The sequence below is a fragment of the Enterobacter sp. 18A13 genome, assembly GCF_007035975.1.
Taxonomy (GTDB): Bacteria; Pseudomonadota; Gammaproteobacteria; order Enterobacterales; family Enterobacteriaceae; genus Enterobacter; species Enterobacter vonholyi.
Genome location: NZ_AP019634.1, coordinates 3,242,996 through 3,254,925, shown reverse-complemented (window position 1 = coordinate 3,254,925; position 11,930 = coordinate 3,242,996). Strand labels below are relative to the sequence as shown.

The window sequence follows — 11,930 nt, the reverse complement described above, 5'->3', positions numbered from 1 at the left end:
GAAGGAACCTGTTCTGGCGATTTTGTAAACAGAGATTGACTATACTTACGCCATTGAGGTAAAAAACAGCGTTTCATTCACCGAATGGATCAGGCACAATGCCCGGCCATCGGGTTTTCTACCTCTCAGCATTTATCGCGGGTAGTTAACGCCGGTGATTCTGGTTAACAAAAGCGGTGCAATATGCAAGTTTTTATCATGCGTCACGGCGACGCGGCACTCGATGCCGCCAGTGACTCAGTACGTCCTTTGACCGTCTGTGGCTGCGACGAATCTCGTCTGATGGCGACCTGGCTTAACGGTCAAAAAGTGGACATCGAACGCGTTCTGGTGAGTCCGTTCCTGCGTGCAGAACAGACGCTGGACGTGGTAGGGGAGTGTATGAACCTACCATCCAGCGTGGATGTTCTCCCTGAACTCACCCCGTGTGGCGATGTAGGCCTTGTCAGCGCTTATCTTCAGGCGCTGTGCAATGAAGGTGTCGCTTCCGCGCTGGTCATTTCCCACCTGCCACTGGTTGGCTATCTGGTATCTGAGCTTTGCCCTGGCGAGACCCCGCCTATGTTCACGACATCCGCTATTGCCAATGTTTCTCTCGACGAAACGGGCAAAGGTGTCTTCAACTGGCAAATGAGTCCGTGCAACCTGAAGATGGCAAAAGCGATCTGACGTGACGTGCGATATGGCGGGGTGCAATGTGTTTCCCGCCATTCTGTCAGGGCAACTCTGGCGGTTGCCACTCTTCCACTTCAATCAACACCAGCAACGCGGCATCTCCGCCGTACTCTTTCGGTGCCTGATGAAAAGCCATCACGTGCGGGTGCTGCGCCAGCCACAGGGGCGTCTGTTGCTTGAGAATATGTTTACCGTGGCCATGCATTACGCAGGCGCAAAAAACATGTTCGCGACGGCAGGCGGCGATCAATGCCCCCAACTCCTGTTTGGCCTGCATCTGCGTTAAGCCGTGGAGATCGAGAAACAGCTCCGGCGAATAATCCCCGCGGCGTAATTTTTTCAGCTCAAAATGGCTGACGTCTTCGCGTACATACTTAACAGCCCCTTGCGTATTAAGCAGCGGCTGAAATTCATCTGAAAAATAGTGGCTGTTATCGGCCTGCTCCTGCAGCAGGCGTTTGACCGGGACTTCGCTGATTTTTTTACGCTGCGGGCGATGAACGATGGTGTCCTGCGCGATCTTACGCGTCCCGGTCATCAGCTGTCGGAAGAGCGCCTGATCCTCCTCGCTGAGCGATGTTTTCTTTTTCATTCGTCATTCTCATCTCGTATTTCCGATAGTGTACCCGACTAAACGCATTTTTTAACCTCAAGCGCGACGCGTCATTGCTGATTTATCGCCGTCTTCATGGCAAACTAGCCGCCGAAAATTATGCGAGCATGCCCTGGAGGAAAGAGTGGATAAAATATTTGTCGATGAAGCAGTAAACGAGCTGCATACCATACAGGACATGTTGCGCTGGTCGGTTAGCCGCTTCAGCGCCGCCAATATCTGGTACGGTCACGGTACCGATAACCCATGGGATGAAGCCGTGCAGCTGGTGCTGCCGTCACTCTACCTGCCGCTGGATATCCCGGAAGACATGCGCACCGCGCGCCTGACCTCCAGCGAAAAACACCGCATCGTTGAGCGCGTGATCCGTCGCGTGAACGAGCGTATTCCGGTCGCCTATCTAACCAACAAAGCCTGGTTCTGCGGCCACGAGTTCTATGTCGATGAACGCGTGCTGGTGCCGCGCTCGCCGATTGGTGAGCTGATTAACAACCACTTTGAAGGCCTGATCGGCCATCAGCCGCAGCACATTCTCGATATGTGTACCGGCAGCGGCTGCATCGCGATTGCCTGCGCGTACGCCTTCCCTGAAGCGGAAGTGGACGCCGTCGATATCTCCACCGACGCGCTGGCCGTGACCGAACACAATATTGAAGAGCACGGCCTGATCCATCACGTTACGCCAATTCGCTCCGATCTGTTCCGCGATCTGCCGACGCTGCAGTACGATCTGATCGTCACCAACCCGCCGTACGTCGATGCGGAAGATATGTCCGATCTGCCGAACGAATACCGCCACGAGCCGGAGCTGGGTCTGGCTTCTGGCTCTGACGGCCTGAAGCTGACCCGCCGCATTCTGGCCTGCGCGCCGGATTATCTGACCGACGACGGCGTTCTGATTTGTGAAGTGGGCAACAGCATGGTACATCTGATAGAGCAGTACCCGGATGTGCCGTTCACCTGGCTTGAGTTCGACAACGGCGGTGACGGCGTCTTTATGCTGACCAAAGCGCAGCTGCTCGACGCGCGCGAACACTTCAGCATCTATAAAGATTAATCCAGCGGGCTTCGGCCCGTTTCACAACGCTCAAACACAAACAACAACATCGGAGCCGTGATGGCAGGAAACACTATTGGACAGTTATTCCGCGTGACCACCTTTGGCGAGTCACACGGGCTGGCGCTGGGCTGTATCGTTGATGGCGTACCGCCAGGCATCGAACTGACCGAAGCCGATTTACAGCACGACCTCGACCGTCGTCGTCCGGGCACCTCTCGCTACACCACGCAGCGTCGCGAGCCGGACCAGGTCAAAATTCTCTCCGGCGTCTTTGAAGGCCGCACCACCGGCACCAGCATTGGTCTGCTGATTGAAAACACCGATCAGCGCTCCCAGGACTACGGCGCCATCAAAGACGTGTTCCGTCCGGGCCACGCCGACTATACCTACGAACAAAAGTACGGGTTCCGCGACTATCGCGGCGGCGGACGCTCTTCCGCCCGTGAAACCGCAATGCGCGTGGCGGCTGGCGCCATTGCCAAAAAATACCTGCAGCAGAAATTTGGCATCATTATCCGCGGCTGTCTGACCCAGATGGGCGACATTCCGCTGGCGATCAAAGACTGGGATCTGGTCGAGCAAAACCCGTTCTTCTGTGCCGATGCCGACAAGCTGGACGCGCTGGACGAACTGATGCGCGGCCTGAAAAAAGAGGGCGACTCCATCGGGGCGAAAGTGACCGTGGTGGCCGATGGCGTCCCGCCAGGCTGGGGCGAGCCGGTATTTGACCGTCTCGACGCCGACATCGCCCACGCGCTGATGAGCATCAACGCGGTGAAGGGCGTTGAGATTGGCGACGGTTTTGACGTGGTATCCCTGCGCGGCAGCCAGAACCGCGACGAAATCACGAAAGCGGGCTTCCAGAGCAACCACGCGGGCGGCATCCTGGGCGGGATCAGCAGCGGGCAGCAGATTGTTGCCAACATCGCGCTGAAGCCAACCTCCAGCATTACCGTGCCGGGCCACACGATTAACCGCGATGGCGAAGAAGTTGAGATGATCACCAAAGGACGTCACGATCCGTGCGTGGGGATCCGCGCGGTGCCGATCGCAGAAGCGATGCTGGCGATCGTGCTGATGGATCACTTCCTGCGCCAGCGCGCGCAGAATGCGGATGTGACGACCACCATTCCACGCTGGTAAACATGAAAAAAACCGCAATTGCTCTGCTGGCGCTGCTGGCCAGTGGAGCCAGTCTGGCCGCCACACCGTGGCAAAAAATCACCCATCCGGTGGCGGGGAGCGCGCAGTCGATCGGCGCTTTTTCCAACGGCTGTATCGTGGGCGCGCAGGAACTTCCGCTGCAATCGGAGACCTATCAGGTGATGCGTACCGACCAGCGTCGTTACTTCGGCCACCCGGATCTGGTGCTGTTCATTCAGCGACTGGGAAACCAGGTTCATAACCTGGGGCTGGGCACGATGCTGATCGGCGATATGGGGATGCCTGCCGGCGGTCGTTTTAACGGTGGACACGCCAGTCACCAGACCGGACTGGATGTGGATATCTTCCTGCAGCTGCCGAAAGCCCGCTGGACCGCAGCCCAACTGCTGAAACCGCAGGCGCTGGATCTGGTGGCGAGCGACGGCAAGCGCGTTGTGCCGTCCCTGTGGACGCGGGACGTATCCAGCATGATCAAGCTGGCGGCAGAAGATAACGACGTCACGCGGATTTTCGTTAACCCGGCCATCAAGCAGCAGCTCTGTCTGGATGCCGGAACCGATCGTGACTGGCTGCGCAAAGTGCGGCCGTGGTTCCAGCATCGTGCGCACATGCACGTTCGTCTGCGCTGCCCGGCGAATAGCCTGGAATGTGAAGATCAGCCGCTACCTCCGCCAGGCGATGGCTGCGGTGCGGAACTGCAAAGCTGGTTTGAACCGGCAAAACCTGGAACCTCTAAGCCTGAGAAGAAGACACCGCCTCCGCTGCCGCCTTCCTGCCAGGCGCTACTGGATGAGCATGTACTTTAATGGATAATTTCGTCGATCTGTTTATGGTGTCACCGCTGCTGCTGGTGGTGCTGTTCTTCGTGGCCATGCTGGCCGGTTTTATTGATGCCCTTGCGGGCGGCGGCGGGTTATTAACCGTACCCGCGCTGCTGGCGGCGGGCATGAGCCCGGCGCAGGCGCTTGCCACCAACAAGCTTCAGGCCTGCGGCGGCTCGCTCTCGGCGTCGCTCTATTTTATCCGCCGCAAGGTGGTGAGCCTGGCCGATCAGAAGCTCAATATCCTGATGACCTTTATTGGTTCCACGTCGGGCGCGCTGCTGGTGCAGCACGTGCAGTCGGATATTTTGCGCCAGATCCTGCCGGTTCTGGTTATCTGCATCGGTCTCTACTTCCTGCTGATGCCAAAGCTCGGTGAGGAAGACCGCCAGCGTCGTCTTCACGGCCTGCCGTTTGCCCTGATTGCCGGGGGCTGCGTCGGTTTTTACGACGGTTTCTTCGGCCCGGGGGCAGGCTCGTTTTACGCGCTGGCGTTCGTGACGCTGGCCGGGTTTAACCTCGCCAAATCCACCGCCCATGCCAAAGTGCTCAACGCCACCTCGAACGTCGGCGGCCTGCTGCTGTTTATCATTGGTGGCAAGGTTATCTGGGCAACCGGGTTTGTGATGATGGCAGGGCAGTTCCTGGGCGCGCGCGCGGGCTCGCGCCTGGTATTAAGCAAAGGGCAAAAACTGATTCGCCCGATGATCGTCATCGTCTCGGCCGTGATGAGCGCCAAACTACTTTATGACAGCCATGGACAGGAGATCCTCACCTGGTTGGGGATACACTAATGAACAGTACGCATAAATACGAACAGCTGATTGAGATTTTCGACGGCTGTTTTGCTGACGATTTTAATACCCGTCTGATTAAAGGCGACGACGAACCGATCTATCTTCCTGCAGATGACGAGGTTCCGTATAACCGCATCGTCTTTGCCCACGGCTTTTACGCCAGCGGCTTGCACGAGATTTCGCACTGGTGCATCGCCGGAAAAGCGCGGCGCGAGCTGGTAGACTTTGGTTACTGGTACTGCCCGGACGGACGTGACGCCGCGACGCAGGGGCAGTTTGAAGATGTGGAAGTCAAACCACAGGCGCTGGAATGGCTGTTCTGCGTCGCGGCGGGTTTCCCGTTCAACGTCAGCTGTGACAACCTCGAAGGCGACTTCGAGCCAGACCGTATCGTCTTCCAGCGCCGCGTGCATGCGCAGGTGATGGAATATCTTGAGAAAGGCATCCCGGAACGTCCGGCGCGCCTGATCGAGGCCTTACAGAATTATTACCACACGCCGGCGATCGCGGCGGAATGCTTCCCTTGGCCGGAAGATCTTTAACAGAGGAAAGAAGATGATCGCAGAATTTGAATCACGCATTCTGGCGTTAATTGATGACATGGTGGAACACGCCAGCGATGATGAGCTGTTCGCCAGCGGTTATCTGCGTGGTCACCTGACGCTCGCGGTAGCCGAGCTTGAAGCGGGGGACGATCACTCTGCCGACGCCGTTCACGAAGAAGTGACCCGCAGTCTGGAGAAAGCCATTCAGGCCGGGGAACTCTCTCCGCGCGACCAGTCTCTGGTGCTGGGCATGTGGGACAACCTGTTCCAGCAGGCAAAAGCGAAGTAAGTGTTTCACCACCCTCTCCCTGTGGGAGAGGGGCGGGGTGAGGGCCCCGGAACGCACCCTATTTAATCTTCTTCCCCTTCAGCAGTTTCCGCACCCACAATCGATTCGGATTCAGGCCCGCAAGCGTAATTCTGTCCAGCGGAATCGGCTCTCCGCTCATTTGTGCTGCTAAGACTTCGGCCAGCAGCGGCGCAGAACACAGCCCGCGAGAACCCAGCCCGCCGAGTATATACAGTTCCGGATAAACCGGAGCGCTCACCGCTTTATCCCGGTTATTAGCAAGGTCCTGATAAACCTCAAGCGTCGCATCATAGTCCGGCACATTTCCCGCCATCGGCAGATGATCGCGGGTGGCGCAGCGCACGCCGCAGCGCGCGTCACCCTCGCTGACGTCAACCTCTTTCGCCCACGCCGCATCCGGGAAGCAGTCAATCAGGCGCTGGCGGTTCTGGGCCTGATCCGCTTCGCTGTAGCGCATATCCGTTTCGCCACGATGATAGCTGGCCCCGATGCAGTGGTGGCCGTTAGACGGATTTTGCGGCGTCAGATAGCCGTCATAGCACAGCACCTGACGCAGTTTGCTCAGTTCAGGCGCGGAAGGAATATGGCTTACCTGGCCGCCGACCGGATAAACCGGCAACGACTCCGTCTGGGCAAACTGGCTGATGTGATGTCCGTTTGCCAGCACAACGCTGGCATGGCGTGCCTCTTTGCCATTAGCAAAACGCAGATCCCAGCATTCTGTCCGGCTCAGCGATTCAACCTTGTAGGCATACTGCACCGTCAGCCCGCGCGACTGCGCCAGGGCAATGGCTGCCGCGGTCAGTTCAGCCGGGCACAGCCAGCCGCCGAGCGGATACTGAATGCCCCCACACCCGGTTTCCACGCCAGCGGTCTCTGCCACCTCTTGCGCACTTACCGCACGGGCAATCTCGTCAGGCAGACCCAGCGACAGCATCTGCGTGATTTTTTGCTGGCTCTTTTCATCCCAGCCGAGCTGCGTCACGCCGCACCAGTCATGGTCAAACGCCACCGGCAGGGCATCGTACAGGCGACGAGCGAAGGTAAACGCTGCCGGGAAAAAACGGAACAGGGCCGGGTCGTGCGCGCTTAAAAGCGGATAGAGCGCCCCCTGGCGGTTGCCGGACGCGCCGCGTGCTGGCGCGTCGTCAGCACAGTAGAGCGTGACCTGCCAGCCGCGGTGGAGAAGCGCGAGAGACAGCAGAGCGCTGGCGATCCCCCCGCCAACTATCGCCACCTCACGTGATGCGCTGGCGCGGCGCGCAAACCAGGGAGCACTGGCGGGGATATCCAGAGTCTGCTCCATTCTGCCGACCAGCATGTCGCGCTTGCGGCCAAAACCTTTGGTTTTCTGCATGGTAAAGCCCGCCTCCTGTAGTCCGCGGCGGACAAAGCCTGCCGAGGTGAAGGTGGCAAGCGTTGCGCCCGGGCGCGCCAGCCGCGCCATCGCGCTAAACAGATGCTGGCTCCACATGTCCGGGTTTTTGGCGGGGGCAAAGCCGTCAAGGAACCAGGCGTCCACCGTCTGATTCATCGAATCATCGAGCGTATCGGTCAGGTCATTGATGTCGCCAAGCCATAAATCCAGCGTCACGCGTCCGCCGTCCAGAATCAGACGGTGGCAGCCGCCGATGTGGGGTGGCCACTGCGCCTGAAGCTGCTCCGCCCAGGCACCAAGCTCTGGCCAGCGCTGATGAGCGAGCCGCAGATCGTGCGCGGTGAGCGGGAATTTTTCAAAACTGATGAAATGTAATCTTTGTAGCGTAGCCTCGGGGTGAGCAGCGTGGAACTGGTTAAACGCCTGCCAGAGGGTTAAAAAATTCAGCCCGGTGCCGAATCCACTTTCCGCGACCACAAACAGGCTCCGCGGGTGCGCCGGGAAGCGGGTGCTGAGCTGGTTTCCGTCGAGGAAAACATAGCGAGTTTCTTCGAGTCCGTTATCATTAGAAAAATAGACGTCATCAAAATCTCGGGAAACAGGTGTACCCTCAGCGTTGAATTCGAGGTTGGCGGGTTGTATAGCGTTTTGTTTCACGTAAGTTACTCGTCTGACAGGCAGTGGCACGATCTTAACGATGTGAGTCTATCGGTGCAAATTTCCGCAGAAAATGTCTGATCGGACTTGTTCGGCGTACAAGTGTACGCTATTGTGCGACTCGAAACTTACTATAGTGCGACTTACAGAGGTATTGAATGAAACGTGCAGTGATTACTGGCCTGGGCATTGTTTCCAGCATCGGTAATAACCAGCAGGAAGTCCTGGCATCTCTGCGTGAAGGACGCTCCGGGATCACTTTCTCTGAAGAGTTTAAAGATTCAGGTATGCGTAGCCACGTATGGGGTAACGTCAAACTGGACACCACCGGTTTGATCGACCGCAAAGTGGTTCGTTTCATGAACGATGCCTCTATTTATGCTTATCTCTCCATGCAGGAAGCGATCAAAGATTCCGGCCTGAGCGAAGAGGTTTATCAGAACAACCCGCGCGTGGGTCTGATTGCCGGTTCCGGCGGCTCATCTAAAGCGCAGGTATTCGGTGCTGACGCAATGCGTAGCCCGCGTGGTCTGAAAGCGGTAGGTCCGTACGTGGTTACTAAAGCCATGGGTTCTGCGGTTTCCGCGTGCCTGGCGACCCCGTTCAAAATCCACGGTGTGAACTACTCCATCAGCTCCGCGTGTGCGACCTCCGCACACTGTATCGGTAACGCTGTTGAGCAGATCCAGCTGGGTAAACAGGACATCGTATTTGCTGGCGGCGGCGAAGAGCTGGGCTGGGAAATGGCCTGTGAATTCGACGCGATGGGCGCACTGTCCACCAAGTACAATGAAACCCCGGATAAAGCCTCCCGTACCTATGATGCGCACCGCGACGGTTTCGTTATCGCGGGCGGCGGCGGTATGGTTGTGGTTGAAGAGCTGGAGCATGCCCTGGCACGTGGCGCGCATATCTACGCTGAGATCGTGGGCTACGGTGCGACGTCTGATGGTGCCGACATGGTTGCGCCATCCGGCGAAGGCGCGGTGCGCTGCATGAAGATGGCGATGCACGGCGTTGACACCCCAATCGACTACCTGAACTCCCACGGTACCTCTACTCCAGTAGGCGACGTGAAAGAGCTCGGTGCGATCCGTGAAGTCTTCGGCGACAACAGCCCGGCGATCTCCGCGACTAAAGCCATGACCGGTCACTCTCTGGGTGCGGCTGGCGTGCAGGAAGCGATCTACTCTCTGCTGATGCTGGAAAACGGCTTTATCGCGCCAAGCATCAACATTGAAGAGATGGACGAGCAGGCTGCCGGCCTGAACATCGTGACCAAACCAACGGAAGCGACGCTAACTACCGTCATGTCAAACAGCTTCGGCTTCGGTGGTACCAACGCCACGCTGGTTATGCGTAAGCTGAAAGCATAAGTTTTAAGTTTGATTCCGAAAGGGAGCCATAGGCTCCCTTTTTTATGCATTGACAAGCGGCTGATCTCACAGGCAAACTTCACCCTTCAACATTATCCTCACGATAATGCGTAAGCGTTTAACGTCAACCAACGCGCCTTAATCCTGATAACCAGGTAGAGGGGGCGTGGCATTTTCCCGCCTTACTCTTCATTTCGGAGTAAAGCATGACTGCAGTAACTCAAACAGAAACAACCCCTTCAGCGAACGTCTCGCTGTTCCGTATCGCCTTTGCGGTATTCCTGACCTATATGACCGTTGGCCTGCCGCTGCCGGTGATCCCGCTTTTCGTTCATCAGGAACTGGGCTATGGCAACACCATGGTCGGCATTGCTGTGGGCATTCAGTTTTTAGCCACTGTATTAACCCGCGGGTACGCCGGACGTCTGGCGGATCAGCACGGTGCCAAGCGCTCGGCGCTGCAGGGCATGTTTGCCTGCGGGCTAGCGGGCGGCGCCTGGCTGCTGGCGGCTCTACTGCCGGTCGATGCTGCGTATAAATTTGCGCTGCTTGTACTGGGCCGTTTAATTCTTGGCTTCGGTGAAAGCCAGCTGCTGACCGGCACCCTGACCTGGGGAATGGGGCTGGTGGGGCCTGCTCGTTCCGGTAAGGTGATGTCCTGGAACGGTATGGCCATCTATGGCGCGCTGGCTGCCGGTGCGCCGCTTGGGCTGCTTATCAATAGCCAGTTTGGATTTGCGGCATTGGCCGCAACCACCATGGTTTTACCTCTGCTGGCGTGGGCGTTTAACGGCTCGGTGCGTAAGGTGCCCGCGCACAAAGGCGAGCGACCTTCCCTGTGGAGCGTGGTCGGCCAAATCTGGCAGCCGGGTCTTGGCCTGGCGCTGCAGGGCGTGGGTTTTGCGGTGATTGGGACGTTCGTTTCGCTCTATTTTATGAGCCGTGGCTGGGCGATGGCCGGTTTTACGCTCACCGCTTTTGGCGGCGCGTTTGTGCTAATGCGCGTCTTCTTCGGCTGGATGCCGGATCGCTTTGGCGGCGTGAAGGTGGCGGTGGCGTCGCTGGTGATTGAGACCATCGGTCTGCTGCTGCTGTGGAATGCTCCCGTGGCTTCCGTTGCGCTGCTTGGTGCGGCGCTGACCGGCTGCGGCTGTTCTCTGATTTTCCCGGCACTCGGTGTAGAAGTGGTGAAGCGCGTGGCTCCGCAGGTGCGCGGGACGGCGCTCGGCGGCTATGCGGCGTTTCAGGATATCTCATACGGGGTAACCGGGCCGCTGGCCGGGCTGTTAGCCACCTCGTTTGGCTATCCGTCCGTCTTCCTGGCCGGTGCGGTTTCCGCGGTGGTGGGGATCGTGGTGACGCTGGTGGCGTTTCGCAGAACGTGAGTCGTTGTTGCCGGGTGGCGGCTGCGCCTTACCCGGCCTACGGTTCAAGCCGTTGTAGGCCCGGTAAGCGCAGCGCCACCGGGCCAAACCTCAGACAACCAGCCAGAAAATCGCCAGTGCAATCAGTAGCGCAATAAACATCAACCCCGGACGCGCGGAGAGCGTTCTGAAGGTTTCCACGACCGGCGCAAACAGCGGGCTGTAGATCGGCTGAATGTTTCTTACCTCCGGCACGCCGCCTTCACGCTCTGCGCGGCGAACGAAGATCTGGTTGAGCAGATCCTGCACCTGCGCGGTGGTCAGTACCGTCTGCGGCGTGGCCTGCCAGTTTTGCTGGGCGTAATCCCGAATCACCTCGAACTCGTGCGGCTCAAGCGGCTGTTTCAGCGCGGCCTGGACGGTATGCAGGGTAGGGGCGCTCTGGGTGCTGAGCGTCTGGCGCGCCTGAAGCCAGGTCACCAGATGAGTAAACTGTTTGGCCGGGATTAACTCACCCGCCTTCACGCCGGACAGCTCCAGCATGGATTGCCAGATAAGCTTCGTCGGCTCGCCGGTGGCCGCGGCCAGCTTCGTCACCATCTGCTTGAGCGTATTGTGCTCGGCGGGCAGCAGAGGACGCTCGGTCGCCGGGCGCACCTGTGGCTGCGGAATAGACAGCTCGTTATTCTGCAGCAGGGTCAGCACGGTTTTGAGCTGGTCGGGCGTCAGCTGGCCCAGCGCGGTCTGACCATACTGCTGGCGAATAAAATCACTTACCGCCTGGCGGTTATTTCCCTGACCCAGCAGCTCCGTCAGCTGAGAAACAATCTGGCGGGTGGTGTGGTTCTGCTGCGCGGTCGTAATACGCTGGTTCAGATTTTGTTCGGCCGCCGGGAAATGGCGCGACTGCAGCGGTGCGTCGTTTCTCACGCCTAAATCATGCTTTACCCCGGCCCAGACTTCCGCGTTCTGCTGCGAAGTCAGCGCAATCAGGCGCGTGATCAGTCGCTCCAGCACGGTGCGCTGTTGCGTGGATAGCGGTTGTTCACCGGCAACGTTTGGCGTGACCGGGCCTTCACCCGGAGGGCGTGGCGGCGTACCTGAAATGGGCTGCATCGTCAAAAATCCTTAAAGTCAAAACTCAGCGTAAACCTGGCAGACGTATATGCC

12 protein-coding genes are annotated in these 11,930 nt (G+C 58.3%); 9 read left to right on the top strand and 3 right to left on the bottom strand.

Going from position 1 to position 11,930, the window contains the following annotated elements; translation table 11 throughout:
* The first annotated feature begins 183 nt into the window (after window positions 1-183).
* Window positions 184-669, top strand: coding sequence for a phosphohistidine phosphatase SixA (gene sixA / locus FOY93_RS15720; RefSeq protein ID WP_045330962.1), 486 nt, complete (start codon window positions 184-186; stop codon window positions 667-669).
* A gap of 46 nt (window positions 670-715) precedes the next feature.
* Here sixA and smrB read toward each other — a convergent pair whose 3' ends face one another.
* Window positions 716-1,267, bottom strand: a complete 552-nt coding sequence (gene smrB, locus FOY93_RS15715; RefSeq protein ID WP_008502613.1) for an endonuclease SmrB — start codon at window positions 1,265-1,267, stop codon at window positions 716-718.
* A 145-nt stretch (window positions 1,268-1,412) separates the two neighbouring features.
* Between smrB and prmB the strand changes: the two genes are divergently transcribed.
* The 6 genes from prmB to FOY93_RS15685 are packed head-to-tail and all read left to right on the top strand — an operon-like array spanning window position 1,413 to window position 5,964.
* A complete protein-coding gene (prmB, locus tag FOY93_RS15710; protein WP_008502612.1) occupies window positions 1,413-2,345 on the top strand; it encodes a 50S ribosomal protein L3 N(5)-glutamine methyltransferase in 933 nt (310 codons plus the stop codon).
* 60 nt (window positions 2,346-2,405) lie between these two features.
* Window positions 2,406-3,491, top strand: coding sequence for a chorismate synthase (gene aroC / locus FOY93_RS15705; protein ID WP_143345355.1), 1,086 nt, complete (start codon window positions 2,406-2,408; stop codon window positions 3,489-3,491).
* 2 nt (window positions 3,492-3,493) lie between these two features.
* The gene (gene mepA, locus FOY93_RS15700) at window positions 3,494-4,318 is read left to right on the top strand and encodes a penicillin-insensitive murein endopeptidase (RefSeq protein WP_133294868.1); all 825 of its coding nucleotides are present in this window, start codon (window positions 3,494-3,496) and stop codon (window positions 4,316-4,318) included.
* Window positions 4,318-5,127, top strand: coding sequence for a sulfite exporter TauE/SafE family protein (locus FOY93_RS15695; protein ID WP_136195504.1), 810 nt, complete (start codon window positions 4,318-4,320; stop codon window positions 5,125-5,127). The genes mepA and FOY93_RS15695 overlap by 1 nt, the downstream gene beginning before the upstream one ends.
* Window positions 5,127-5,672: an elongation factor P hydroxylase gene (locus tag FOY93_RS15690; RefSeq protein WP_111965248.1), complete on the top strand. Its 546-nt coding sequence runs from the start codon at window positions 5,127-5,129 to the stop codon at window positions 5,670-5,672. Before FOY93_RS15695 ends, FOY93_RS15690 begins: the two co-directional genes overlap by 1 nt.
* Window positions 5,673-5,685: 13 nt before the next feature.
* Entirely contained in the window at window positions 5,686-5,964 is a 279-nt protein-coding gene (locus tag FOY93_RS15685; RefSeq protein WP_048029667.1) for a YfcL family protein, read from the top strand.
* A gap of 58 nt (window positions 5,965-6,022) precedes the next feature.
* Here FOY93_RS15685 and mnmC read toward each other — a convergent pair whose 3' ends face one another.
* Window positions 6,023-8,020 (bottom strand): bifunctional tRNA (5-methylaminomethyl-2-thiouridine)(34)-methyltransferase MnmC2/FAD-dependent 5-carboxymethylaminomethyl-2-thiouridine(34) oxidoreductase MnmC1, encoded by a 1,998-nt coding sequence (gene mnmC / locus FOY93_RS15680; protein ID WP_143345354.1) that lies wholly within the window; start codon window positions 8,018-8,020, stop codon window positions 6,023-6,025.
* Between the two features lie 158 nt (window positions 8,021-8,178).
* On the opposite strand from mnmC, the gene fabB reads away from it, so the two are divergent.
* Window positions 8,179-9,396, top strand: coding sequence for a beta-ketoacyl-ACP synthase I (gene fabB / locus FOY93_RS15675; RefSeq protein WP_014832795.1), 1,218 nt, complete (start codon window positions 8,179-8,181; stop codon window positions 9,394-9,396).
* Window positions 9,397-9,602: 206 nt separating this feature from the next.
* Window positions 9,603-10,781, top strand: coding sequence for an MFS transporter (locus tag FOY93_RS15670; protein ID WP_143345353.1), 1,179 nt, complete (start codon window positions 9,603-9,605; stop codon window positions 10,779-10,781).
* 90 nt (window positions 10,782-10,871) lie between these two features.
* Here the strand turns inward: FOY93_RS15670 and flk are convergent, their stop codons facing one another.
* The gene (flk, locus tag FOY93_RS15665; protein WP_045402671.1) at window positions 10,872-11,876 is read right to left on the bottom strand and encodes a flagella biosynthesis regulator Flk; all 1,005 of its coding nucleotides are present in this window, start codon (window positions 11,874-11,876) and stop codon (window positions 10,872-10,874) included.
* Between the last annotated feature and the right edge of the window lie 54 nt (window positions 11,877-11,930).

Bases quoted from the DNA above. Each gene is read 5' to 3' on its own strand.
- sixA (WP_045330962.1), top strand. From the start codon at position 184: ATGCAAGTTTTTATCATGCGTCACGGCGACGCGGCACTCGATGCCGCC.
- smrB (WP_008502613.1), bottom strand. From the start codon at position 1,267: ATGAAAAAGAAAACATCGCTCAGCGAGGAGGATCAGGCGCTCTTCCGA.
- aroC (WP_143345355.1), top strand. From the start codon at position 2,406: ATGGCAGGAAACACTATTGGACAGTTATTCCGCGTGACCACCTTTGGC.
- mepA (WP_133294868.1), top strand. From the start codon at position 3,494: ATGAAAAAAACCGCAATTGCTCTGCTGGCGCTGCTGGCCAGTGGAGCC.
- FOY93_RS15695 (WP_136195504.1), top strand. From the start codon at position 4,318: ATGGATAATTTCGTCGATCTGTTTATGGTGTCACCGCTGCTGCTGGTG.
- FOY93_RS15690 (WP_111965248.1), top strand. From the start codon at position 5,127: ATGAACAGTACGCATAAATACGAACAGCTGATTGAGATTTTCGACGGC.
- FOY93_RS15685 (WP_048029667.1), top strand. From the start codon at position 5,686: ATGATCGCAGAATTTGAATCACGCATTCTGGCGTTAATTGATGACATG.
- fabB (WP_014832795.1), top strand. From the start codon at position 8,179: ATGAAACGTGCAGTGATTACTGGCCTGGGCATTGTTTCCAGCATCGGT.
- FOY93_RS15670 (WP_143345353.1), top strand. From the start codon at position 9,603: ATGACTGCAGTAACTCAAACAGAAACAACCCCTTCAGCGAACGTCTCG.
- flk (WP_045402671.1), bottom strand. From the start codon at position 11,876: ATGCAGCCCATTTCAGGTACGCCGCCACGCCCTCCGGGTGAAGGCCCG.